This is a genomic window from uncultured Thiodictyon sp. (assembly GCF_903946935.1).
Lineage (GTDB): Bacteria > Pseudomonadota > Gammaproteobacteria > Chromatiales > Chromatiaceae > Thiodictyon.
In genome coordinates this window covers 1-26,018 of record NZ_CAJAXH010000202.1, presented here as the reverse complement: position 1 = coordinate 26,018, position 26,018 = coordinate 1, and the positions used below count along the sequence as shown (strand labels likewise).

General features: G+C 65.7%; 16 protein-coding genes. 7 read left to right on the top strand and 9 right to left on the bottom strand.

What is annotated here, in order from left to right:
* Positions 1 to 16: 16 nt before the first annotated feature.
* Positions 17 to 6,181: a CARDB domain-containing protein gene (locus tag QZX93_RS16960; RefSeq protein WP_295392505.1), complete on the bottom strand. Its 6,165-nt coding sequence runs from the start codon at positions 6,179 to 6,181 to the stop codon at positions 17 to 19.
* A gap of 277 nt (positions 6,182 to 6,458) precedes the next feature.
* A complete protein-coding gene (locus QZX93_RS16955) occupies positions 6,459 to 6,674 on the bottom strand; it encodes a hypothetical protein (RefSeq protein WP_295392503.1) in 216 nt (71 codons plus the stop codon).
* A 575-nt stretch (positions 6,675 to 7,249) separates the two neighbouring features.
* Between QZX93_RS16955 and QZX93_RS16950 the strand changes: the two genes are divergently transcribed.
* Together QZX93_RS16950 and QZX93_RS16945 are read left to right on the top strand one after the other, a co-directional pair.
* Entirely contained in the window at positions 7,250 to 8,656 is a 1,407-nt protein-coding gene (locus tag QZX93_RS16950) for a transposase (RefSeq protein ID WP_295392501.1), read from the top strand.
* A gap of 204 nt (positions 8,657 to 8,860) precedes the next feature.
* Positions 8,861 to 10,891: a hypothetical protein gene (locus QZX93_RS16945; RefSeq protein ID WP_295392499.1), complete on the top strand. Its 2,031-nt coding sequence runs from the start codon at positions 8,861 to 8,863 to the stop codon at positions 10,889 to 10,891.
* Between the two features lie 27 nt (positions 10,892 to 10,918).
* On the opposite strand, the gene QZX93_RS16940 is transcribed toward QZX93_RS16945, so the two are convergent.
* The 4 genes from QZX93_RS16940 to QZX93_RS16925 all read right to left on the bottom strand — a co-directional run bounded on the left by QZX93_RS16940 (position 10,919) and on the right by QZX93_RS16925 (position 15,230).
* The gene (locus QZX93_RS16940) at positions 10,919 to 11,872 is read right to left on the bottom strand and encodes a class I SAM-dependent methyltransferase (protein ID WP_295392497.1); all 954 of its coding nucleotides are present in this window, start codon (positions 11,870 to 11,872) and stop codon (positions 10,919 to 10,921) included.
* Between the two features lie 30 nt (positions 11,873 to 11,902).
* Positions 11,903 to 13,216 carry an MFS transporter gene (locus QZX93_RS16935; RefSeq protein ID WP_295392495.1) on the bottom strand — a complete coding sequence of 438 codons (1,314 nt, stop codon included), beginning with the start codon at positions 13,214 to 13,216 and terminating at the stop codon, positions 11,903 to 11,905.
* 134 nt (positions 13,217 to 13,350) lie between these two features.
* Positions 13,351 to 14,361, bottom strand: coding sequence for a UDP-glucose 4-epimerase GalE (gene galE / locus QZX93_RS16930; RefSeq protein ID WP_295392493.1), 1,011 nt, complete (start codon positions 14,359 to 14,361; stop codon positions 13,351 to 13,353).
* 191 nt (positions 14,362 to 14,552) lie between these two features.
* The gene (locus QZX93_RS16925) at positions 14,553 to 15,230 is read right to left on the bottom strand and encodes a VTT domain-containing protein (protein WP_295392492.1); all 678 of its coding nucleotides are present in this window, start codon (positions 15,228 to 15,230) and stop codon (positions 14,553 to 14,555) included.
* Positions 15,231 to 15,494: 264 nt separating this feature from the next.
* On the opposite strand from QZX93_RS16925, the gene QZX93_RS16920 reads away from it, so the two are divergent.
* The 3 genes from QZX93_RS16920 to lolD all read left to right on the top strand — a co-directional run bounded on the left by QZX93_RS16920 (position 15,495) and on the right by lolD (position 18,825).
* The gene (locus QZX93_RS16920) at positions 15,495 to 16,598 is read left to right on the top strand and encodes a phospholipase A (protein ID WP_295392491.1); all 1,104 of its coding nucleotides are present in this window, start codon (positions 15,495 to 15,497) and stop codon (positions 16,596 to 16,598) included.
* A gap of 237 nt (positions 16,599 to 16,835) precedes the next feature.
* Complete coding sequence (locus QZX93_RS16915) at positions 16,836 to 18,086, top strand: lipoprotein-releasing ABC transporter permease subunit (RefSeq protein WP_295392490.1); 1,251 nt, start codon at positions 16,836 to 16,838, stop codon at positions 18,084 to 18,086.
* A complete protein-coding gene (gene lolD, locus QZX93_RS16910) occupies positions 18,079 to 18,825 on the top strand; it encodes a lipoprotein-releasing ABC transporter ATP-binding protein LolD (protein WP_295392488.1) in 747 nt (248 codons plus the stop codon). Before QZX93_RS16915 ends, lolD begins: the two co-directional genes overlap by 8 nt.
* Here lolD and QZX93_RS16905 read toward each other — a convergent pair.
* Entirely contained in the window at positions 18,756 to 19,394 is a 639-nt protein-coding gene (locus QZX93_RS16905; protein WP_295392486.1) for a DUF2062 domain-containing protein, read from the bottom strand. The genes lolD and QZX93_RS16905 overlap by 70 nt on opposite strands.
* Before the next feature lie 653 nt (positions 19,395 to 20,047).
* Between QZX93_RS16905 and QZX93_RS16900 the strand changes: the two genes are divergently transcribed.
* Positions 20,048 to 23,464 (top strand): ATP-binding protein, encoded by a 3,417-nt coding sequence (locus QZX93_RS16900; RefSeq protein WP_295392483.1) that lies wholly within the window; start codon positions 20,048 to 20,050, stop codon positions 23,462 to 23,464.
* A gap of 47 nt (positions 23,465 to 23,511) precedes the next feature.
* Positions 23,512 to 24,117, top strand: a complete 606-nt coding sequence (locus QZX93_RS16895; protein WP_295392481.1) for a response regulator — start codon at positions 23,512 to 23,514, stop codon at positions 24,115 to 24,117.
* A 10-nt stretch (positions 24,118 to 24,127) separates the two neighbouring features.
* On the opposite strand, the gene QZX93_RS16890 is transcribed toward QZX93_RS16895, so the two are convergent.
* Positions 24,128 to 24,484: an STAS domain-containing protein gene (locus tag QZX93_RS16890; protein WP_295392479.1), complete on the bottom strand. Its 357-nt coding sequence runs from the start codon at positions 24,482 to 24,484 to the stop codon at positions 24,128 to 24,130.
* A 355-nt stretch (positions 24,485 to 24,839) separates the two neighbouring features.
* Positions 24,840 to 25,856, bottom strand: a complete 1,017-nt coding sequence (locus QZX93_RS16885; protein WP_295394780.1) for an ATP-binding protein — start codon at positions 25,854 to 25,856, stop codon at positions 24,840 to 24,842.
* Positions 25,857 to 26,018 lie beyond the last annotated feature (162 nt).

Genomic DNA, 26,018 nt, shown 5'->3' with positions numbered 1-26,018 from the left:
CGTCGCCATATTCGACTCATTGCCCCAAGACCGTACGCCAACCGCCGCGGCTGGGCAGTGCCGACCCCATCTCGACATAAGTCGCGGTGACTGTCTTGGCTGCGGTGATGTTGTTCAGCGTGCAGGTCGATCTGACTTGGCCCAGGCAGTCCCCGCGCCAACCAGCGAAGAGATAGCCGGGGTTGGCCGTGGCGGTGCAGGTGCTGCTGCCGCCATGGTCCACCGGGTTGGGCATACAGCTCGCCGTGCCCCCGGCCGTTGGGCTGGCGGTGATGGCGTAGCTGTTGAGGGTGAAGGTGGCCGTAACGGCCTTGACTGCGGTGACGTTGCTCAACGCGCAGGTGGCGCCGGTGCAGTCCCCGCTCCAAGCGCTGAAGGTATAGCCGGCCGCGGCCGTGGCGGTGCAGGTGCTGCTGCCGCCGTAGTCCACCGGATTGACTGTACAGCTCACCGTCCCGCCAGCCGCCGGGCTGGCGCTGACGGCGATGGTGTAGCTGTTGAGGGTGAAGGTGGCGGTAACAGCCTTGGCCGCGGTGACATTGTTCAGCACGCAGCTCTCGCCAGAGCAGTCGCCACTCCAGGCACTGAAGGTGTAGCCGGCAGCGGGCGTGGCGGTACAGGTGCTGCTGCCGTCGTAGTCCACCGGATTGACTGTACAGCTCACCGTCCCGCCAGCCGCCGGGCTGGCGCTGGCGGCGATGGTGTAGCTGTTGAGGGTGAAGGTGGCGGTACAGGTGGTGTTGGCCGTCAGCACAAAGGCACTGCCGCAGGTGGCGGGGATCCAACCGCTGAAGGTCGAACCGGTCGCCGGGGTCGCAGTGGGGGCGACGGTGGTATTGGCGGGGTAGCTCCCGCCGCCTCCGAGCGTCCCCGCTCCAGTACCGGCCAGGTTCAACGTCAACGTGTAATCGACGCCACGTATGGGGACCGGACTCAGGCGATCCGTCAGCGTACCGTCACCAACCTGACCCACACTGTTCGCCCCCCAGGCCCACAGGCTGCCGTCGGTCTTACGGGCCAGGGTGTGACTAGCACCCGCAGACACCGCCGCCACATCGGTCAGGACCTTCACCGACGTCAGACGATCAGTGGTGGTGCCATCGCCGAGTTGTCCATACGCATTCCTACCCCAGGCCCACAGGCTCCCGTCGGACTTAATGGCCAGGGTATAATCGTAGCCAGCTGCCGCCGCGGCGACCCCGGTCATGACTTGGACCGGAAGACAACGAAGCGCTGTCGTGCCATCTCCGAGTTGGCCGTCAGCGTTATACCCCCAGGTCCACAGACTACCATCGGTCTTGATGGCCAGGGTGAATGCCTGTCCGGCCGCCACGGCAGCAACATCGGTCAGGACCGGTTCCAGATAGCGGGTATCCACGGTGTTTCCCCTGCCGAGTTGGCAATACTGGTTCCACCCAGCCGCCCGCAGCGTGCCGTCGGTCATTATGGCCAGGGTATGACCAGATCCGGCCGCCACTGCCGACACCCCGGTCAGGATCTGGATGGGACGCCAGCGATCCGTGTTAGTGGAATCGCCGAGCTGGCCGGCGGCGTTTCTACCCCAGGCCCAGAGGCTGCCGTCGGTCTTAAGGGCGAGATTGTGGGCGCTACCCGCCGCGACCGACGCGACCCCCGCCAGGACCTGGACCGGGGCCAACCGATCGGTCGTCGTACCGTCGCCGAGTTGTCCATATTGGTTGCTACCCCAGGCCCAGAGCGTACCGTCGGTCTTGACTGCCAGGGTGTGCAACTCACCGGCCGCCACGGCCGCAACCGAGGTCAGCACCAGGACCGGGGTCAAGCGATCGGTCGTGGTACCGTCGCCGAGCTGGCCATACCGGTTATACCCCCAGGCCCAGAGGCTGCCACCGGGCTCAATGGCCAGGTTGTGTCCAGCCCCACCGGCCAGCCGCCGCATCTGCGGATCGCTCACGAGATAGGCCCTGGTGGCTTGGTTGTCGGCCTCGTCGCTTTCAGTCGTCAGACACTCACTGTCCACGAAGGCCCGCAGGGTCTTGGCCCCCGCCGCACCGGCCGGCAGGCCAGTGAGCGTAACCGTCTGGCTGGCACCGGCGGCGAGGTTCGGTACCGTGGCGGATTGGTCGCCCACGGCGCCACAGCCCGCCAGGCTCGCCTGATCGGCCCAGACTCGCAAGGTTCCCGGGGTACCGGCCCCGGTACCCCGATTCGTCACCGTGACCGTGGCACTGAGGGTCCCGTGGCCGTCCGGGCTGCGCGGGGTCAGTACCATGCCGGTCACCGCAAAATTGGGGACGGGCACGATCACGGCGTAAGACGACGTGGACTGATTATTGGTGTCATCGGATTCCGCGCTCTGACACTGACTGTCCACAAAGGCCCGCAGGGTCTTGGTCCCGGCCGCACCCGCCGGCAGACCGGCGAACGTGACCGTTTGACTGGCACCCGCCGCCAGGGCCGCCAGGGTGATCGCTTGGTCCCCCGCGGCGCCACAATCCTGCACAGCCGACTGATTGGCCCAGACCTGGAGTGTCCCGGGCATCCCGCTCCCCGCGCCCTGGTTCTTCACCGTCACCGCGGCGCTGAAGGTATCATTGACGCTCGGGCTGTCCGGCGTCAGGACGATGCCGGTCACCACGAAATCGGGTGGAAGAGGCGCCACGGTATAGGTCGAGACGCCCTGATTGTTGGTGTCGTCGGCTTCAATGGTCAGACACTCGCTGTCCACGAACGCCCGCAGGGTCTTGGTGCCGGCCGCACCCGCCGGCAGACCACTGATCGTCACGACCCGGCTGGCGCCGGCCGCGAGACTCGTCAAGGTCGCGGAACCGTCGCCCACGGCCGTGCATCCCAGCGCAGCCGGTGCGTCGGACCAGACCTGGAGCGTCCCCGGCGTCGCGGCCACGGTACCCCGATTAGTTACCGTGACCGTGGCAGCGAAGGTCCCGTTTGCACTTGGGGTACTCGGGGACGGGGCGATCTGGGTCACCACGAAGTCGGGGGCCACGATCGGGGCAAATCCGGAGATCAGGACTGGACTGAGACGATCAGTGACCGTGCCATCGCCAAGCTGACCATCGGCATTCCACCCGAAGGTCCAGAGGCTGCCATCGGTCTTGAGGACCAAGGTATGCAAATGTCCGGCCGCGACGGCGGCGACCCCGGTCAGCACCTGGCGAGGACGTGCGCCGCCGGCGAGCGTCCCATCACCGAATTGCCCCTTCGCGTTATCACCCCAGGCCCAGAGGCTGCCGTCAGTCTTGATGGCCATGGAGTAGGCGGACCCTGCCGCGACGGCTACGACACCGGTCATGACCTGCACCGGACTCAGGCGAATCGTCAGGCTGCCGTCGCCGAGTTGGCCAGAGGAGTTATCCCCCCAGGCCCACAGGCTGCCGTCAGTCTTAAGCGCGAGGGAGTGTGCTGCTCCGGCCGCCATGGCCGCGACCCCGGTCATGATCTGGACCGGACTGCGGCGATCGGTCAATTGAGTGCCGTCGCCAATCTGGCCCCTCCAGTTTTTCCCCCAGACCCAGAGACTGCCGTCACTCTTGAGGGCGAGGCTGTGTTCAGCACCGCCCGCGATGGCCGCGACCCCGGTTAGGGGCGCGTAGGACACCCCATTCCAGACCTGAGTCTGGACCGGAGTTCCGCGCGAGGAGATGGTGCCGTCGCCGAGTTGGCCATACAAATTATCCCCCCAGGCCCAGAGGCTGCCATCGGCCTTGAGGGCTAAACTATGCCGTGGGCCGCTACCTGCGAAAGTGCCACCTGCCGCAATGGCGTTGACCCCGGTCAGGACCTGGACCGGACTGGTGTGACTATTGAACCCATATCCGTCGTTACCCCAGGCCCACAGGCTACTGTCGGATTTGAGGGCCAGGCTGTAAAAAGCTTCGGCCGACACTGCGGTAACCCCGGTCAGGACCTGAACCGGACTGGGTCGTTTCGTGGTCGTTCCATCACCGAGCTGGCCAGACAAGTTATTCCCCCAAACCCAGAGGCTGCCATCGGATTTGATGGCCAGACTGTGTGCGTACCCCGCGGCAATCCGCCGCATGGCGTCGGCACTGCCGACGGCACTACCGACGGTGTAGCCCAGCGTGAATTGGTTGTCGGCCTCATTTGGCTCAGCGGTCAGACACTGACTGTCAACGAACACCCGCAGGGTCTTGGTCCCGGCCGCACCCGCCGGCAGACCACTGACCGTCGCCGTGTAGATCTCGCCCACCGCGAGGCTGGGCAGGGTCACCGATTGGTCGCCGACGGCGGCACAAGCCGGAGTGTTCGGTTGGTCGGCCCAGACCTGGAGCGTCCCCGGCGTCCCGGCCGTCCCGCCCTGGTTGGTCACCGTCACCGTGGCGGTGAAGATACCGTTAGCACCCGGCACGCTGGGTACCAGGGCGACCTCGGTTACCGCAAAGTCGGGGGGCGGCATCACCTCATAGGAGGTAGTGGATTGATTGTTGGTTTCATCGGTTTCAGCGGTCAGACACTCGCTGTCCACGAACGCACGCAGGGTCTTGGTCCCGGCCGCGCCCGCCAGCAGGCCGCTGACGGTGACCGTGTAACTGGCGCCCGCCGCCAGGCTTGGCAGGGTCGTGTACTGGTCGCCCAAGGCGGCGCACGCCTGCGCCGTTGCCTGGTCGGCCCAGACCTGCAGTGTCCCCGGTGTCCCGGCCACCGTGCCTTGATTGGTCACGGTCACCTCGGCATTGAAGGTCCCATTTACGGTCGGGCCGGTCGGTGTAAGCAGGACCTTGGTGACCGCGAAGTTCGGCAGTGGATCGAATCCGGGCACATGGACGGGACTCTGGCGTTGCGTGGTCGTGCCGTCGCCGAGCTGGCCATGCCAATTACCCCCCCAGGCCCACAGGGTGCCGTCGGGCTTGATGGCCAGGGTGTGGTAATCGCCAGCCGCCACGGCCGCGACCCCGGTCAGGACTTGGACTGGAGCCGAACGGTTCAGGTACGTGCCATCACCGAGTTGACCATAGGCATTATACCCCCAGGCCCACAGGGTGCCGTCTGTCTTGAGGGCCAGGGTGTGATAAGCCCCAGCCGCCACGGCCGCGACCCCGGTCAGGACTTGGACTTGGACTGGAGTCAGACGATTCGTGGTCGTGCCATCGCCGAGCTGGCCAACCCAGTTATCCCCCCAGGCCCACAGGGTGCCGTCGGTCTTGAGGGCCAGGGTGTGGGAACTGCCAGTCGCCACGACCGCGACCCCGGTCAGGACTTGGACTGGAGCGTAACGCTCCGTGGTCGTGCCATCGCCGAGCTGGCCATCCCAATTACCCCCCCAGGCCCACAGGGTGCCGTCGGTCTTGAGGGCCAGGGTGTGTTTACCGCCCCCAGCCACGGCCGCGACCCCGGTCAGGACTTGGACTGGAGCGTCACGGCTCGTGACCGTGCCATCGCCGAGCTGGCCAATCCAGTTATACCCCCAGGCCCACAGGGTGCCGTCGGGCTTGAGGGCCATGGTGTGATAATCCCCAGCGGCTACGGCCGCGACCCCGGTCAGGACTTGGACTTGGACTGGAGTCAGACGGTTGGTGGCCGTGCCATCACCGAGTTGACCAATCCAGTTAGACCCCCAGGCCCACAGGGTGCCGTCGGGCTTGAGGACCAGGTTGTGGGAACTGCCAGCCGCCACGGCCGCGACCCCGGTTAGTACGTTGACTGGAGCCAGACGATCCGTGGTCGTGCCGTCGCCGAGCTGGCCATAGCCGTTATGCCCCCAGGCCCACAGGGTGCCATCGGGCTTGAGGGCCAGGCTATGATCGTAACCCGCGGCAATCCGCTGCATATTGGCATTGCCGGCCGCGGCGACCGCCGCCACCCAGGGCGAGAGCAGCAATTCGTCGAGCCCGGCGGTATCGGCTCGCAGGGTGAGCACCGATGCACCCGCTGCCCGCAGCGGGGTGTCGGCGGAACCGGCGGGCAACGCCGACAGCAGGTCCTGCGCCGTTTGGTCCAGGTCGGCCTGCCAGAGTGCCTCTTGCGCCGCGTCCCGGGGCAGCGCGGGATCACCCGGCAAGCGCAGGTCCACCTGTACCCGCAGCCATCCATCACGCGCGACCCATTCGCGCAGGGCCGTGTCGGTCGTCGGGGCGGCCTGCGCCGGGGCGTTGCCCAGCGACAGGACCAGGCCCAGCACGACGCCGCAAAGAATGGCCCCGGCATACCGGTTCCGCCGCATGAAACGACGCCAAACAGATCGAACCGACATGACTTACCCCTACTCGCTACACTGTTGGCGTCCTGCGCTGATGGCTTCCGGTGGCTCGGCTCGATTACGCACCCGATCTTGACCGGATGTACAGCTACGCCGACGGCACTCCATCAGCGACGGCAGTGCATCGGCGTAGGCCGCACAACCCGGTGCGGGAACCTCGCTAACCCAGGATGTAGGAACGCTGCGCGTGATTGACAATCCTTTGGATTCGAAAACACCCTCCCCCACCGAAGCCCAAGACCTATCCCACCCGCGCGGTCGGTCCGGCCTGCCATTTGACGGTCTGCGCCTGGGGCGTCTGGTTATTGGCCTCAGAGGATTCCAGCGTGCCGGTCTGGTTCACTCTCAGGGTGAGCGCAGCCCGCCGACGGGGGACCGGACTCCAGATCGCCGTAGTCGTGCCGTCGCCGAGCTGACCATAGGTTGCGGCCCCAGGCCCATAGATTCCCATCGGCATCAATGAACAGCCTGTACACCCCCCGACGATCCGTTGCGTGCGGCCTGAAGGCTGGCACCCGCATGGTTGCGCGGGATTTGTCAGCGTTTGCGCCGGGCACACCCTGACATAACTCAATCGCTGAAATTCGGGATCATCAACCCCGGCACCGCCAAGCTTGAGCCGGTAGCGGTGTCGGCAAGCCTCTGAATTGGAAAGCTGCCTGAGTAGGGGACACTTTCGTTTACCCCAGCGCAGAACGAACGATCAACGACTTACATGCGTGGGGTCCGGCTGAGAGCGAAAATTCACCCCAGCTGTGGGGGGCGGGATCATCGGTCGGGCCACCGATCCTCGCGGTAACCGGTCGCAGCCGGGGTCGCTGCGATGCCGACGACGCGGCCCGAGCGCCGAGCGCGCCGGAGGTCAGCCGGGAACCGGCCGCGATACTGATCAGAGCCGGCGGGTGTATACAAAAGGGTGGCGGCCAAGGGATCATATCGTTAGCGAGACGATCCTTTGCAGGAGGACCCCATGGCGGCCATTGAACTGAGCTTATTTGACTGGCGCGCAGCGATCTGGATCGCTTCTATCTGGTGCGCGATCATCTCCCAGATGCGCGATTGGTGCAATACCTGGAGGTCATGCGCGGGTCGGGACGCGATGACTATCCGGTGGCGGCGATGTGGAACGCGGTGCTGGCCGGGGTGGTATTCCAGCATCCGTCGATTGAGGCGTTGATTCGCGAGCTTGGGCGCAATCCGGCGTTGCGGGACGCCTGCGGTTTCGCGGTGTTGCCGATCCAGCAGAAACCCCTGGCGCAGCTGGTGCCGGACGCCGACACGGGACGGATGACCATCGCCTATGCGGCGCCGGTAGCAGCCCACGCCGCGGTGCCCAGCAGTTGGAATTTCTCGCGTTTTCTCGCCAACGTCATCGAGCTGGAGGAGACGCTGGGGATGGTGACGCAGATGATCACCACGCTGCGCGAGCAACTGATGGAGGTCTTACCGGAGTTCGGGCACCACCTCGGCTACGACGGCAAGGCCATTGAGAGTCACAGCACCGGGCGGGTCAGTCGCACCACCGGGGAGACCTCCGATCCGGATGCCGATTGGGGTAAGCACGAGACCAGCGGGGTCGACGCACGCACCGGCAAGCCCTGGAAAAAGATCAAAAGTTGGTTCGGCTACGGTGTACACCTGATCGCCGACACCCAGTATGAAATCCCCGTGGCGATGCACCTGCCCCCGGCCTCCCATGCCGAACAGATCGAACTGCGCGTCATGCTCAAGGAGACCTTCGCCGAGACCCCCGAACTGGCTGAGCGCTGCCGCGACTTCAGCGCCGATCGCGGCCTCGACAGTGCTGAGACCAAGGCCCTGCTATGGGACACCTACGGTATCCGTCCCCTCATCGATACCCGCGAGCTGTGGCGGGAAGAGAAGCAACACCCCGACTACGATCCCAACAAACCCATCACCCGCCCACTATTTCCCGAACGGGTCGACACCATCGTTCATACCGCGAAAGGCAGTGTCCACGGCATCTGCCCGCAGACCGGAGAACAACGCGACTTGGCCTTCCAAGGCTTCGAGGCCGATCGCCATGCACTCAAATACCGCTGCCCGGCCGCCGCCTATGGTCTGGATTGCCAGGGCCGTGAACGGTGCCACCAAGCCGGCGGGGTCACACCCGGGGAGTATGGGCGCATCGTGCGGATCAGCCTCGACGACCATGATCGACGCATCTTCGTACCGACCCCGCATGGCAGCCCCAGTTGGCACCGCGGTTACAACCGGCGCAGCGCCCTGGAGCGAATCAATAACCGCATCGACCACAGCTTCGGCTTCGAGCGGCATTTCATCTGCGGCCTGGCGAAAATGCAGACCCGGGTCGGCTTGGCCCTGGCGGTCATGATGGCCATGGCGCTGGGACACGTCAAAGACGGTCGCATCGAGCAGATGCGCTCGCTGGTCCAGCCCATCCCCGCGACCGGGTAACCTCAACGACCGCCGCGTCCGCTCAGGCCGCTCGCGCGTCGCCTGCGGGCGTGGTTGTCCGCGGGAAGGGGGTTGTTAAGAAAACTTCTCAATTGGGTCCCGCGCTGGCACGATTTCGACGGCGCCAGCGAGAAAACCCCAGCGCGTCAGGTCCGCCCGACCCAGCCTCGCCCGGCGGCGCCTGCGAAAAACGCCGCAGCGCAAATGTCTCCGCTTCCGTTAGACTGGCAACTCAGTCAATACCCCAACCCCCAAGGACCCACGGTGCCAAAAAAGCCGTCCAAGACCACTCAGACCAAGGGCCGGCAGCCCGAGCCGGCCCAGTTGAAGGCGGTGGAGCGCCTGATCGGGGCCGGCGATTTCACCCAGGCCAGCGTGCGGGCGCGCGCCTTGGTGCAGCGCTTCCCCGATCACAGCGCCCCCAACCGGCTGCTGGTGGACGCACTCTATCAGGCCCGCAACCAGGCAGCGGCGACCCTGGCCGCCTACCAGTGGGCGGAGCGTCGGCCCACCAGCCAGGGGGCTCAGGAGTCGCTCTTCCAACTCGCCCTCGAGAGTGAATATGTCCTGCTGGCTTCCCGGGCCGCCGAACGGTTGGCCGACCTGGGCGCCGTGGCGAAACGCCTCCAGGCCGACGCCGCGGCCCTGGATGAGGTGCTGCGCCAGCCCGACGGCTCCCGGGCGACCCTGGAGGACATGGAGCGGTTTGAAATCGGCAAACTGCAGATGGAGGCCCAGGACTTCGGCGGCGCCGTGCGTATATTGGAGGGTGTTGCCGTCACCCCGGCCCGCAACAACCGGGCGCTGGCGCTCTTCCATCTGGGGCACAGCGAGGAGGCACTGACCGCCGCACTGGACGCCTGGCAACAGGACCCGGGCAACCTGTTCGCCCTTGGCCTGGCCCTGCAATTGCGCCTGTATCGGGGCGACGAGACCGGCGCCCAGGGGCTCGCGGTCCCCTTGGCCCAGACCGAGGCGCGGCGCATCGAGGATGCCCAGGCGCAACTGGCCGCCCTGCTGCTGATCTGGAAGGATCAGGCCGCCTGGGACGCCTTCGAGTACAGCAGCAAGGCCCCGTGGATCGGGGAGGCGACCGGCATCCCGGAGGCCATGCGGCTACTCTATGGCGCCGGTGCGGCCAGCCGACTGGGCCATGGCGATCAGGCCCGGGCCTTATGGCAGCGCGCCCTGGCCCGGCACCCGGGGCTTGCGGCCGCCCGGGAGAACCTTGCCGCGCTCAAACGCGATGGCGTACCACCCCCCTACCCGGCCTTGTTCGACCTGGGCCAGGTGTTCCCCATCGGCATCATGACCGCGCTGCACGAACGTGATGCCGCGAGCCTCCTCTCCCGCATCGACCGGTTAGGCATCCAAGATAGCTATCTGGAGGCGCTCTATCTGAGCGGCGATGCGAGGGTACGGGGATTCGCCGCACACTTTCTGCAATACCGGCTGGGGCACCTGACCCCGCCCGCAGAGGGGTCGAGCACCCGGCGGGCGGCGACCATCCTCCGCGACCTGGCGCGGCTGCCGATCGGCACCACGCAGGAGCGTCTCGGATTCCTCACGGCCCTACGCGACCGCAAGCTGCTTGCCAGGGATGAGGCCGTCAAGTTCTGGGACGGTACTTCACTACAGGAGGTCCAGTTGTCATCGACCGAGATTACCCGGGAGCCAGCGCCAAGCAACCTTCCAAAAGACCTGCTGAACCTGCATGATCAATCAGTGCGTCACTTGCGGGCCGGCCGGCTCGAGGCGGCCGAAGCGGCCATCAACACCATCCTGGCGCGCGTCCCCGACCACCAGACCGTCCTGGGTAACATGGCGGCGCTGCGCGGTCTTCAGGGCCGGGGTGAAGCGTGTCGGGAACTCCTGCGCCGGATCGTCGCGATCCATCCGGACTATCTGTTTGCCCGCTGCAACCTGGCCGGTTTACTGATTGAGGACGGCGAATTGGACGCGGCCGCGGCGTTGCTGGAGGGACTCGCCCAACGGCCGCGGCTGCATATCCAGGAACTCTTTACCCTCCATGGCGTCATGGCGATGCTGCACCGCGCCCGCGGCGAAGACCAAGCCGCCGCCACCCTCATCGCCACCCTGGAGGGGTTGGTGCAAGACGAGGACGACGAGCGACTGCTGAAGATGGCCAAGGCGCGCGTGGCGCGGGCAACCGCGGGAGGGCGTCTCAAGGGAGCCTTAGGCGCCTTCATCAAGAGCAAGACTGGGTTGGGCTGACCGACATGGCTCGTCTATGAGGGTCGTCTATGACGGCTTGCGCACGACATAGCGGACCTCCAGATCGCGCAACGCCTCCGCCGGCCACTCGCGGTATGCCGATCGCGAGGCACGCAGGCGTGGTAGAAAGCCCGCGAAATACGCCTCGTCAACCTGGCGCGGGCGCTCTTGCGTCAACAGGTGAAAGCCCGCGCACTCAAACAATTGACTCATCTCGCGCGGGCGCAACTGGCAACCGCATTCGCCGAAGTATTCATCGAACGTGCGGCGATAACGTTTCGGCGCCAACAGCAACAACTCGAGCGGTCGCTCCAGCGCCCGATGATCGCGGAAATCCACCTGATGCGACCCATAGCCACCGGGCCGGGTGAGGCGCCACAGCTCGGCGAAGACCCGCGCGTGATCGCGCACATGCTCAAATACGGCATTGGAGAATACCGCATCGAACTGGCCATCGCTAAAGGCCGACAGGTCTTCACCGCCAGCCGTGGTCCGCATCAGTACCGCGGACGGATAGTCCCGTGCGGCGATGACCGCGTCCAACGGGGCAAGCGATTGGCCGATCGATTCCCGATCGATCCGTTGACGCAGCGCCGCATAGAATCGACCGTGATAGTCATCCTCCCAGGGGGCGAGAAAACGATCCGCCACCGCCACGCGCGCGCCCATGCAGGCCAGGGTCAACATCACGCCGAAATTCCGACCAGGCCCCAGTTCAAGCAGCCATGCACCATCGAGCGTATCGCCGGCCTGCTCAAGGAAGCCGCGATAGGCTTGCGCGTTGAATACGGCATAATCGACATCGCGCGCGATGGTTTCGGCGTCATGCGGCAGGCGGCGGAAATTTTCAGGCAGCGCGGGCGGCGGCGGACTGGCGATACGCCGACTCGCATCGAGGATCTCGTGTGGCCAGGCGCTAAACGGTAAACCGCCCAGTCGCTCAACGAGGCGTCTCGCCCGAGGGATAAGATTGATTTCCATTTTTTTCCGGCTGCGCGGATCGGGCCGCGTCTAGCGTGAAGCCAATGTCAAATTCCGACAGCGCGTCTCGCGCACAAAGAGCGCAGCAACCAGTGCCAGCAGTGCGAAGCCGCAGGAGAGCCAGAGCCCGTTGCGATAGTCGCTCAGTGCGTAGTGGCGCACCCCCGCGATCGATGTCCCGTCCCAGGTCAGATCCATGGCCCAGCCGAAGGCGGGCTGCATGATCGCCGCCCCCAGGAAGAGCCCGGTGTTGACCAACGCGATGGCCATGCCGGCGACCCCCGGCGGCACCACCTCTTTGGCCGCGACATAGCCGACCACGAAGCCGCCGGCACTGAACCCCAGCAGGCCAAAGAGCGCAAACCCGGTCCAACCCGGCCCCCAAGGCAACAGGATCAGGGCGAGCCAGGCCAGCACCGCGAGTGTACAGGTCCCGACGATAACCGGCTTGCGGCGTCCCAGATGGTCCGAGAGTGAGCCCATCAACAGACAGCCCAGGGCGAACGCGGCCAGGGCGACCGTGGTGTAGAGCGAGGCGGCGGTGCGCTCCAGGGCGAATGCGTCCTGCATCAGCTTGACACCCCAGAGCCCGACGAAGGCGAACAGGCTGCCGGTGACCCCGAACATCATGAAGAACACCGGCCAGACCGCCGGGGTGCGGAACACCCCGCGGAGGTCCAGGAGCCAATGCTGGTGGCGTTCCGGGTGCGGCGCCAGGCCCTCCATCTCACGCACCGAAGGAAACCCCGCATCCTGCGGACGGCTGCGCACGACGATCGCCGTGAGCACCGCGGTGGCGAATGACAGTACACCGATGCCGACAAAGACGGCACGCCAGGACACCACCGAGACCAGCAGCGCCAGCGGCCCGGCCGCCAGGATGGCCCCGACATTGCCGAGCAGCAGGGTGGCTCCGCTGATGGCACCGGAATAGCGCTCGGAAAACCACTGGGTGTTGCTGCGCATGAGCCCGACGAAGACCACCGAGACCCCGAGCCCGACCAGGAAGCGGCCGATGGCAGCGACCTCGAAGGTCTCCGCCAACCCGAACAGGACCGACCCCGCCCCCGCCACCAGGCACGCCAGGGCGACCCCGACCCGCGGCCCCAGGGTGTCCGCCAGCACCCCGGCGGGGATCTGCATGGCGGTATAGATGTAGTAATACATGGCCGCCAGCGAGCCCAAGGCCGCCCCGCTGGTATGGAAGGTGGCCATCAGTTCGCCGGCCACCACCCCCGGGGCCATCCGGTGAAAAAACACCGTCATGTAGGCCAGGACCAGGATGCCATAGATGCCCCAGCGCCGACGCTGGAAGCTTCGCCATTGAGCGGGATCGAGTAGCATCGTGGGAGGTCCTGGTGACGAGGAGTACCGACAGCCGGTCGGCGGATGAAACTACAAACGACGTTGGGCGGCAAGGTTGCCAAACGCCCGCTGGCGATTGGCCGACCGGCGACTGTCGGCGCTCCGCGCGCGCCTCAACCAAACCCGTCGGGATTCCCCACCTGCCACCGCCAGACGTCAGACACCATCGCATCGATCCCGAACTGCGCCTGCCAGCCCAACTCGTCGCGCGCCCGGGTCGGATCGGCATAGCAGGTGGCGATATCGCCCGCCCGCCGCGCGGCCAACTCGTAGGGGATCGGCCGGCCGCTCACGCGCTCGAAGGCGGCGATCATCTCCAGCACGCTGTAGCCGCGCCCGGTGCCCAGGTTGTAGACCGGAACGCCGGGATGCTCCGTCAGCTTGGCGAGTGCCGCCAGGTGTCCCCGCGCCAGGTCCACCACATGGATGTAGTCGCGCACCCCGGTGCCGTCCGGGGTGGGATAATCGGCACCGAAGACCCGCAGCCGCGGCCGCTTGCCCACCGCCACCTGGGCAACGAAGGGCATCAGGTTATTGGGAATCCCGTTGGGGTCCTCGCCGATGCGCCCGCTCGGGTGGGCGCCGACCGGGTTGAAATAGCGCAGCAGGACGCAGTTCCAGGCCGGGTCGGAGACGTGCAGGTCGCGCAGGATCTCCTCGATGAAGAGCTTGGAGCGGCCATAGGGGTTGGTCGCTGACAGCGGAAAGTGTTCACGAATCGGCAGCGACGCCGGGTCGCCGTAGACGGTGGCCGAGGAGCTGAAGACGATCGACTTGACCCCCGCCGCCGCCATCGCCTGACACAGGGTCAGGGTCCCGCCGACATTGTTGTCGTAATACTCAAGCGGCCGCTGCACCGACTCGCCCACCGCCTTGAGCCCGGCGAAGTGGATCACCGCGTCGATCGGCCGGGCGCCAAACACCGCATCCAGGGCGGCCCGGTCGCGCACATCGGCCTGGACGAAGTCGAAGCCGCGCCCGGCGATCGCTTGCACCCGCCGCAGGGACTCTTCCTTGCTGTTGCACAGATTGTCGACGACCACCAGCTCGTGGCCCGCCGCCAACAGCTCCACGCCAGTGTGGCTGCCGATATAACCGGCCCCGCCGGTGACCAAGACACGCATCGTCGCCCTCTCCTGGAAGCCTTGACAGCCCGGAGTGTAACCGAATCAATCACTCACGCCAAGGCGCCAAGCTCGCCAAGAAATACAAGAGTGTAGGGGCTTTATCCGGATCCTCATCGGGTTCATCGCCAAAGGCCGATCAGCACTGAAAAACCTTGGCGTGCTTGGCGCCTTGGCGTGAGATATTCGGGTTAGCGGACAGCCGGCGTCCGGCGCATCCGCCCCAGGGCCTGCCGGGCCAGGAGCGGCAATACTCCCAGCAAGGTCAAGGCGCCGATCAGCCCCGGCGAGAAGACATCCGACAGGCTGCGCACCGCCGCGAGCTCGGTGCCGGCCTGCGCACAGATCAGGATGCGCGCCAACATGCCGAGCTGGCTGACCCAATAGAAGGTGCCGATCCGCATGGGCGTGAGGCCCATCGCCAGGTTGACGATGAAGGCGGGAATGACCGGCGCCAAGCGCAGTGAAAAGAGATAAAAGGCGCCATCCTTGGCGATACCGTCGTTGACCGCCGCCAGCCGCGCGCCGAATTGGCGCTGCACCGTGTCGCGCAGGATGAAACGGGAAAGCGAAAAGGCCAGGGTGGCTCCGCCCACGGCGGCAAAGGAGGCGATCAACGCCCCCTTCCAGAACCCGAACAGGGCACCGCCGATCAGGGTCATGAGCGCCCCGACCGGCAGGAACAGGGTCAGCAGCATGAACAGCGCCACATAGCCGCCCATGACCAGCAAGGGGGCGCGGATATACCAGGCGTCAAAGGATGCCTGGCTCGCCTGAAACGCCGCGAGCGTCAGGTGTCGGTGCAGACCCAGGGCAAAGAAGGCCAGGATGAGCACGGCGATGGGAATCAACAGCGCGAAGCGTTTCATCAGGCCAGATTACACGAAAAGTTAGATGCTCGGGTCGGCACGCGCGCCACTGGGCAGGGTCCAGCGCGGCCGCGCCCCGCGCGCCCAGGGTCGATTCATGGAAGTCTTGTGTGCGGTATAGCACGGTGGGAGGCCCGTTGCCTGGTTTACCGTGGCGGCCCGGACCCCGCGATTATCCCGAATCGGGGCACTGAACTCAACGGAAGTCGATGATGAAAAAACGTTTCTTGCCGATCGCCGCGGATGCACGCAGGCCCCTGACAGATGGCTAAACCAGCAGCACGACAAAACGGCGTCATACGGCTGGCGCTCCTGCTGGGGCTGGGCGCTGGACTGTCTGGCATCGCCCCGGTCGCCGCCCAGGCCCTGAAACCGACCATCGCCGATTGTGCGGTGATCGCCCGCGATGGGGAGCGGCTCGCCTGCTATGACCGGCTCAGTGGGCATGTCGCCGGCGCCCCGGCGCAGTCGCGGGCCGCCGCGACACGCACCGCCGCGGCGGCACCGGGGGCGCTGCTCACGACGCCAACCGTGCCGGCTAAGACGGCGACCACCCTGGACCCCGCCCCGCTGTCGCTAATCGATACCGCCTGGGGCTTCAACCCCAACTCCGATCGCTTCAGCATTGCACTCTATCGCCCTAACTATGTGCAGGTGGCACGCTATTCCGACCGACCGAACAATGTGCCGTTCCAGGCCCTGTTCAATAGCGCACGGACCCCCAACGCACAGTTGGACCCCACCGAGGCGCGCTTTCAACTCAGCTTCAAGGCACGGCTGTGGGCAACCGACAATCGCCGTTTCGGGGTCTGGGTGGCCTATACCCAGCAGAGTCAGTGGCAGGTCTACAACAGCGCACTCTCGCGCCCCTTCCGCGAGAACAACTACGAGCCCGAAGTACTATTAAGCTACCGCCCCAATGTCGAATTTGGCGGTTTCAATTGGCGCCTGCTCAACATCGGCTACAATCACCAGTCCAATGGCCGCGCCAATCCGGTCTCGCGCAGTTGGAACCGGATCGTCGCCCAATTCGGCATCGAGCGCGGCAACTTTGCCCTGCTCATCAGGCCCTGGTATCGCATCCCGGAAAGTGGCGGTCGTGACGACAACCCGGACATCCTCGACTATTACGGCTACGGCGATCTCACGGCCATCTACAAGTGGCGTGACCACAGCTTCCAACTCATGGCCCGCGGCAACCCCAACACCAGCAAGGGCGCGGCCCAATTCTCTTGGACCACCCCGCCGCTGCTCGGCCCGCTGCGTGGCTATGTCCAGGCCTTTACCGGTTACGGCGACAGCCTGATCGATTACAACTGGAAGCAGAATGCCATCGGCATCGGCGTGACATTGAACGACCTGCTCTAACGACCATTGGAAGCGGCAAGCATCGCCGGCGGCGACCCTTCCGGGAGCCGCGCGGACCCTCCCGCGGACTTGGCGCGCGCCACCATCCACCGTCGCTCCAGGGGGCTTGATTGCAGCCTCGGCCCTTGCGGCTACCCGTCGCGGCCGGGGGGCCGCTCCTACCGGGGCAACCCACGCCGGCCCCCCGCACGCGATTTCCGAACGCCGCGCTGGCCTTTGTGGTTAAATTCAGTCCCTATGTTTCATCCAATCCCGCTCTACATCGGCCTGCGCTACACCCGCGCCAAGCGCCGCAACCATTTCATCTCGTTTATCTCCTTGATTTCCATGCTGGGAATCATGCTCGGCATCATGGCATTGATCGTGGTGCTGTCGGTGATGAACGGATTCCATCAGGAGATCCGCGAGCGGATCCTCTCGATGGCCTCGCACGCCACCCTGAGCGACCCCAACGGCGGCGGCATGGCCGAGTGGCGCGACGTACTCGCCAAGGTCCGCGCCAACCCCAAGGTCGTCGGGGCCGCCCCCTTCGTCGAGGTCCAGGCCATGCTGGTCGGCCCCTCCAACGTGAGCGGCGCCCTGGTGCGGGGCATCCTGCCGAAGGAGGAGGACCAGGTGGCCGAACTGCGCGGCCAGATGGTCCGCGGCTCGGTGGACGACCTCAAGGCCGGGGACTTCAACATCATCCTGGGTCGCGACCTGGCCCAGTACCTAGGGGTCGGCCAGGGGGATCGCGTCACCGTGGTCACGCCCCAGGTGAGCGCCACCCCGGTCGGGGTCATGCCCAGGCTCAAGCGCTTCACCGTGAGCGGCATCTTTTCGGTCGGGATGGCCGACTATGACCGCAGCGCCGCCTTCATCCAGATGGACGATGCGGCCAAGCTCATGGGCTTCGGGGACGCGGTCTCCGGCGTGCGGTTGAAGCTAACCGATATGTGGGAGGCGCCCCGGCTGGCGCGGGAGATCGCCTACGAACTGGGCGGACTCTACCGCATGGTCGACTGGACCCAGGTCCACGCCAACTTCTTCCGCGCCCTGGCGATCGAGAAGCGGATGATGAGCATCATCCTGTCGCTGATCGTCGCGGTGGCCGCCTTCAACATCGTCTCGGCCCTGGTGATGGTGGTAACCGACAAGCGCGCCGACATCGCCGTGCTGCGCACCCTGGGCGCCTCGCCGCGCAGCGTGATGGGCATCTTTATCGTCCAAGGGACCGCCATCGGGTTGGTGGGGACCCTGCTCGGGGTGGCCGCCGGGGTACTCCTGGCGTGGAACCTGGAACCGATCATCGGCGGCATCGAGTCGGTCTTCGGCGTGCGCTTCCTGGACCCGAGCATCTATTACATCAGCGAGCTGCCCTCCGACGTCCACTGGCAGGACGTGCTGACCATCGCCGGCTCGGCCTTCCTGATGTCGATCCTCGCGACCCTCTACCCGGCCTGGCGCGCCGCCAACACCCAACCCGCGGAGGCGCTGCGCTATGAATAGCACTACCGCGGCCATCGACGAATCGGCGACCACCCCGGCGGCGGTGCTGGAGGCGGTCGGGGTCGGCAAGACCTTCACCCAGGGTCCCCAACCCGTCGAGGTGCTGCGTGGGATAAGCCTCCAGGTGCCGGCCGGGGCACGGATCGCCATCATCGGTGCCTCCGGCTCGGGCAAGAGCACCTTGCTGCACTGCATCGGCGGACTGGAACGGCCGACCACGGGTCGCGTGTGCTGGTCGGGCGAGGACGTGAGCGGGCTCTCGGAGGGGCGGCGCGGCCGACTGCGCAACCGCCAACTGGGCTTCGTCTACCAGTTTCACCACCTGTTGCCTGAGTTTACCGCCATCGAGAACGTGGCCATGCCACTGCTGATCGGCGGTGAATCGGCCAAGTCGGCGCAAGCCAAGGCCGAGACGATCCTGGAGCGGGTGGGCTTAGGCCACCGCGGCACGCACAAGCCCTCTGAGCTATCCGGCGGCGAACGCCAGCGGGCGGCCATCGCCCGCGCACTGGTGACCCGTCCGGCCTGCCTGTTGGCGGACGAGCCCACCGGCAACCTGGACCGCAACACCGCCGGCCAGGTCTATGAACTGATGCTGGAGCTCAACGCCGACATCGGCACCGCGCTCGTCATCGTCACCCACGACCCGACGCTCGCCGCCCGCATGGATCAGGTCTGGCGGCTGGACGACGGGGTGCTGACCACCGACTCAGAGGCCAGGGCCGCCGCCATCTCCTGAGTGCGCATCTCCAGATAGCGTTCGCGCCGCTGCGCGATCTCGCGCCTCAGGCTCCAGCGCCACAGCGCCTGGGTCCCATAATAGCCCACCGCAGCAAAGGAGAAGGCACACACCGTCATGCCCAGCCCAAGCGGTGTCAACACCGCGAGCCAGTTGTGCGGGGTCGTCCAGAATTCCAGGTCGAAGCCCTTCGGGGCGACGCCCATCATCCAGGAGCCGACCGCATAGGCGAAATAAAACATGGGCGGGATGGTCACCGGATTGCTGATCCACACCATGGCCACCGCGAGCGGCAGGTTGACGCGAAACAGCATGGACAGCGCCGCCGCCGTGAACATGTGGCCAACGGGCGGCAGGTAGCAGATGAAGCAGGCCACCGCGACGGCACCCGAGGCCGAGCGGCGGTTCAGATGCCACAGGTTCGGATCGTGGATGCGCTTGCCGAACACGGACATATAGCGGTTATCCAAGATCATGCTGGGGTGGGGCATGATCCGTTTCAGCAGCCTCCTCAGGTTCATCTGTGTGATCCGTGCCAGCCGGTTCTTCGCCTTCAGCGGTTTATTCACATGGTCATCCGGGGGTAAGGGGCGGGCGTGCCGGCCTTGATCATGGTTGCAGCCCCCCCTACTCACTACTGGTGACACCGCTGCCGCGGCGTCAGGCGCTCGGCGCCGGGGGCATGGGAGGCCGGCTCATCATCAAGGCCGGCACGCTATCTGCAGGGCCTTGGATCTGGCCTGGACTGTCGGGGTTGGCTACCGCGCTGGTAGCCGTCAGACTTGAACGCCGCACTATAACCGGTCCTGGCGACCAAGCTGGCGATTTTCCAGCGAGCAATGGGCGGCCGCCTCCAGGCCAGCGACCAGCGGCCGCTTGCTGAACACGGGGTGCTTTACCGTGAAAGTCGCGCCGGGAGCGCGATCCAATTCTCCCTCCCCCCTCGTGGGGGAGGGCGGGGTGGGGGAACGGCCGGCGCCCGCCACTTTCACCTTGCGGGGTGGTGCGGGCGCCATGGCCGTTAGCCTCGATCACTGTTGCGCGGGCCGCGCCTACCCGCGATCGAGGCCGGCTTGCGCGAAAATTGACAGCCGGAAACGTCAGTTCTTCCGCAACCCCGGCGAACACCAGGGCCACCTGCGCTCATTAGCTGACCGGGCACTGCAACATAACCAGTCGGTGAGAAAACCGCAAATTTGGCATTCACTGGGTATAGCGAACGATGACCACATCGCCCGAGCCACTCTCCCCTGCCGACATCCTCACGCGACTTGAGTCCTTGCTGGACGCCAGCGAGCCGCAAGCGCTCCATGCCGCACTGCACCGACTCATCGGCATCCTGCATCAGGACCTGGCGAGCGCTGGTCGAGAACGCCGCAAGGCGCACGCACTCAAGGCCCCGGAAGGGCCGGTCGCCGACGGCGACGCCACCCCGCGGCGCCGCGCGGAGGATGCGCTGCGCGACAACCAGGCGCGCCTGGACTGGGTGCTGCGCACCACTGGCGTCGGCTTATGGTTCAACACATTGCCCTTGGAGCGATTGAACTGGGATGAGCAGACCCGGCGACTGTTCTTCGTGCCGCCCGCGGTCGAGCCGACCATCGCGCTGTTCTGGAGCCGGCTGCACCCGCAGGACCGGGAGCGCACGCGCGCGGGGATCGAGGCCGCCCTGCGCGATGGGCAATTGTACCAGATCGACCACCGGGCGGTGGACCCGGAGTCCGGCGCCATTCGCTGGATTCGCTCTGCCGGTCAAGTGACCTACGATACGGATGGGCGCCCGGCCCGGTTCGACGGGATCAATTACGACATTACCGAGCGCAAACAGGCCGAAGCCGCACTGCATCGCAACGAGGCGCGGTTGCGCCTGCTCTCCGAAACGACCGCGCGGCTCTTGGCGACGGATGCCCCCCATGCGCTGATCCACGACCTGTGCGCCGCCGTCATGACCCACCTGGACTGCCAGGTCTTCGTCAACTACCTGGTGGAGGAGGCGACTGGAGCCTTGCAATTGAGTGCCTACGCGGGCATCACAGCGCTGGAGGCCGAGCGTATGGCCGGGCTGGAGGATGATACGTCGATCTGCCAGACCGTCGCCCGCACTGGACACCGGATCATCGCCGAGGACCTCCAACACCGCCAGATGATTGAGTCATTGGGGGTGCGCGCCTGTTGTTGCCTGCCGCTGCTGGTCGGGCAGCGGGTACTCGGCATCCTGTGCTTCGGCACCCGGACCCGCGACCACTTTGCCGCCGACGAGATCGAGGTGATGCAGAGCATCGCGAACAAGGTGGCCATCGCCTTAGAGCGTTTCCAGGTCCAGTCGGCGTTGCGGGTGAGCGAAGAGCGCTACCGCGGCTTAGTCGAACAGGCAGCGGATGGCATCTTTGTCAGTGACCAGCGGGGCCGCTACCTTGACGTCAACACCATGGGCGCGTCCATGCTGGGCTACTCGCGCGACGAACTGCTGACACTCACCATCGCCGACGTCATCGCCCCGGAGGAGGTGCCCCGCATCGCCGGGGAAGTAGCCAAACTGACGAACACACAGGTGCTGTTCAGCGAATGGCGGTTTCGCCGCAAAGACGGCTCGGTCTTCCCCGGCGAGGTGCTGGCCCGGCAATTGCCCGACGGGCGCCTGCAGGGCATCCTGCGGGACATCAGCGAGCGCAAGTGCAACGAGGCACTGCTGGCCGAACAGGCCGAGCAACTGCGCGCGGCCGCCCGCCTCAAAGACGAGTTCCTCGCCATGCTCGCCCATGAGCTGCGCAACCCCTTGGCACCGATCGTCAATGCAGTACAGATCCTGAAGTCAAGCGAGTTGACCGATCTCCAGTTCGGCTGGTGCCGCGATCTCATCGACCGGCAGGCCGGGCACTTGAAAACGCTCGTGGACGATCTACTGGATATCTCCCGCATCGCCCGCGGCACGTTCGAGATCGCACGGGGTAGGGTCGAGGTCGCGGACATCGTACAGCGGGCGGTCGAGGCGACCCGGCCATTGATCGATGGCCGCCGACACCGACTATCAATCCAGTTACCGCCTGAACCGATTCAGGTCACGGGCGACCTGGTGCGACTGACCCAGGTGGTGGCGAATCTGCTCACGAACGCGGCCAAGTACACCGACAGCGGGGGGCAGATTCGCCTGCGGGCGGAACGTGAAGGGGCCGCGGTGACGATTCGCGTCCAGGATACCGGCCGCGGCATCGGCCCCACCGTGCTGCCTCACCTGTTCGATCTGTTTTACCAGGCCGACCGCACGCTCGACCGCGCCGAGGGCGGCCTGGGGATCGGTCTGTCGCTGGTGAAGCGCGTGGTGGAAATGCACGGCGGCACGGTGCAGGCATTCAGCGACGGCCCCGGGCAGGGCAGCGAATTCGTGGTGCGCTTACCGCCGCGTGCAGACACCGGGCACAGCGCCCTGACGGTGGCCCGCGCCACGGACGCGGCGGGCCAGGCGCCGGTGCGACTGCTCGTCGTCGATGACAACCGGGATGCGGCCGACAGCCTCGCCATGCTCCTGGACGGCGAGGGTTGCGCGGTGACCCTGGCCTACGATGGCGAGACGGCACTGGCGCTGGCGCTGGCGCAACAGCCACAACTCGTCCTGCTCGATATCGGACTGCCCGGGATGGACGGATATGCCGTCGCACAGGCGATCCGCCATCGCAGCGCGGGGGCGCCGATCCGGCTCGTCGCCCTGACGGGGTATGGACAGCCCACCGACCGGAAGCGCTCCCAAGCGGCCGGGTTCGACGCGCATCTGGTCAAACCCGTCGATCTGCAGACGCTGCGCGGACTCCTGGCCGAGGTCAGAAATGACCTGGATCACCCGCGACCGCCCGCGGATGCGGTAGAATCGCCGATCATGGGTGCAGCGGCGCCACGCGAACAGCCACTGCGCCCCCCGCCGCCGACGCGGCTCGCCCAGTTCGCGGGACGCCATACCGCCGGGGCGCTGGTCACCGTCCTGCCCCATGAACTCAGCCAACCCTTGGCCGCCATCGCCATGTACAGCAATGCCACCATCGCGTTGATCCGATCCGGAAAATCCGCGCCGCAGGAGTTGGTGGATGTGCTCGCGCGGATCGAGACCCAGGTCAAACGCGCCGCCGAGATCCTCGCCCGGCTGCGCGAGTTCGTGCGTCCCGGCGAGGCCGCGCAGACCTGCACCGACCTGTGCCAGACCATCTCCGACGCGGTCGCCCTGATACGCCCCTTTGCCGCCAGCAAGCAGGTGAAGCTGGTGGTGGACCTTCCGGCTGAACCGGTCAGTCTGGAGGCCAGCAAGACGCTCATCGGACAGGTCGTGCTCAATCTGCTGTTCAACGGCATTGAGGCGATCGAACAGGCGGGCAGCACTCAGCGGCAGGTGCGCGTCAGCGTCTATCCCGAACCCACGCAGGTGCGCGTCAGCGTGCAGGACAGCGGCCCCGGGATCAGACCAGAAGACACCGAACGTATCTTCACGCCCTTCGAGAGCGACAAGCCCGACGCCTGTGGCCTCGGGCTCGCCATCAGCCGGTCGCTGATCGAGGCACTGGGCGGGCGCCTGTGGGCGGACACCACAATGACTGACGGGGCCACCCTGCACGTGCGGTTACCGCGGCCTGCCCACAACCAGACCGATCAATAACTCTTCCTCAGGCACTTTATGGAACGTCAGTGGAGGCATCAGTACAAATGAGCGAGCAACCGACGGTATTTGTTGTGGATGACGATGAGGGCGTGCGTGAGGCCATCGACTGGTCATTGCGCCAGGCGGACTTACGCGTCGAGTCCTTCCCCTCCGCCGAGTCCTTCCTGGCGGCGGCTCACGGCGAGCGCGCGGGTTGTCTGGTCCTTGATATCAGTATGCAAGGCATGAGTGGCCTGGACCTGCAGGAGGAGCTGAAGAGGCACGGCTCGGAACTCCCGATCATTTTCATCACCGGCCACGGCGACATCCCAACCACTGTCAAGGCCATCAAGGCCGGGGCCTTGGACTTCGTGGAGAAGCCGGTCACGCGTGACACCCTGATCGAGCGCATTCGGGCGGCCATCCGGGAGGATGAACGGCGCCGCTCCCAGCGCGCGGTGGGGACCGACATTCGTGACCGCTATCAACTGCTGACGACACGCGAACGGGAGGTCATGGAACTGGTCACCAAGGGACTCTCCAACAAGGAGATTGCCCGTCTACTCGAAATCAGCCCGCGAACCGTCGAGAACCATCGCGCCCGGGTCATGAAGGCCATGGAGGCAGACAGCCTGGCCACGCTCTGCAACATGGCCAACCTGTGTAGTTGAGCGTACCGCGTCAGGAGCAGCAGGCGGACCCGACCGAGGTGCCCGTGGCCGCCGCGAAGTGATTGCGAGAGCAGTAATTGGCATCGCCCTGGATCAGTGAAAAGCGGCACCGGACAGCCGGATGGTCGGCCAGCAGCACGACGGTCGCACCCGCCCGCCGCAGGTCGCCGCTGAGCATCCGCAGCAGTGCGATACCGGAATCGAACACCCGCTCGACCCGGGTCAGGTCCATGACGCACAGGCGCAGACCATTGCGCAGCTGCGGGACCAGCCCGAAGACCTCGTTGGTCATCGACAGGTCCAAATTGCCCTCGAAAACCAGGTCAAGCAGATCGCTTTCGGGATCATACACGGAAATTATGGGCATAGAGATCATCCTCCGCTGGTTCGTCGCTGGACCGGGATCCGCGGCGCTCTTGTCATGATTGTGGCTCGACCGCGGCGGCGGCGGCGGCGGCGGCGGCGCGAGACGGAAACAGATTCGGAATTGGACCGCGCGCGGTTATTCACCGCACGCACCGCGATCGGCAGCACGACGACCTCGAGCGGTCTGACGCTGCCATTGACATTCTCTTTCGGGCCACTGGCGCCTTACCATCCGTAAGACTACCTAGCGAGGCCTCGCCTCAGACCAACGCGTCTTGGTCTTGCCGCGGCGCACACACACATCCGCTCAGGTGCGACAGGTTTTCTGTCGTCAAGCTGCTTGGTCCCAACCGACCCTAGGCTTGCGCGACGCGATTTCGGTATTTCGCAAAGAGGCATTGCAGCGTCGCGATATCGACGGGTTTGACCAGATGCGCGTCAAATCCGGCGGCCCTGGAACATTGCCGACTCTCCGGGTCGCCATAACCGGTCAGGGCGACCAGCCGCAGCCCTGGCAACTCGGTCTGCTGGCGTAGCCGTAGCGCCAGGGCATAGCCGTCCGCCCCCGGCAGCCCGAGATCGATGAGGGCGATCTGGGGCCGTTGCGCGCGCGCCACCGGCAACGCCGTCTCCCCATCGTAGGCCGTCAGCACCCGATGTCCGGCCTGGTCCAACAGGACTGCAAGACTGTCGGCGGCATCACGGTTATCGTCCACGATCAGCACACAGAGCCCATCTTGACTCGGTGCAGATGCGATCGCGGCGCCGACCGCATCGGTTGGCAGGGCTGGCAAGCAGGGAAGACAGATGACAAATTCGCTGCCCTGCCCCCGACCTTCGCTGAACACCTGGACGGTTCCACCGTGCAAATCCACCAAGCGCTTGACCAGCGAAAGACCAATCCCCAAGCCACCCCCGGCACGATCCAGCGTCTGATCGGCCTGATAGAACAGGTCGAACAGGTGCGGCAAGACACTGGGGTCAAGGCCATGGCCGGTATCGCCGACACGGATGCTGACCTCATCACCGTTGCGTTCAGCGCTGAGGTGAATCTGCCCGCCTTCGTCGGTGTATTTTGCCGCATTCGTGAGCAGATTCGAGACGACCTGGGCGAGCCGGAACCGATCACACTTGACCTGTATCGGGGCGTGCGGCAACTGCACCCTGAGCTCATGTCGACGGGCATCGATCAGCGGTCGGGCGGTTTCCACCGCACGCTCCAGGATATCGACCACCTCGACCAGCTCCATTCGCAGCTCGATCTTCCCGCGGGTAATCCGCGAGATATCGAGCAGGTCATCGACGAGTCGGGTCAGATGCTGGGTTTGGCGGGCGATGATGTCACGGCACCAGGTAAAGTGAGCGCCGTCCAACCCGGTCTGCTGCAGAATCTCAGGCTCTCTGGGAACTCAGTAGGTTATGATATACTTAAATTACATGATCTTACGAAGAACTGGAGGGCGCCATCGAGTCTAACACCACGTCACTTAAGCAAGCGATGGAGATATTAATTGATCTGCCAAATATTCAAATCC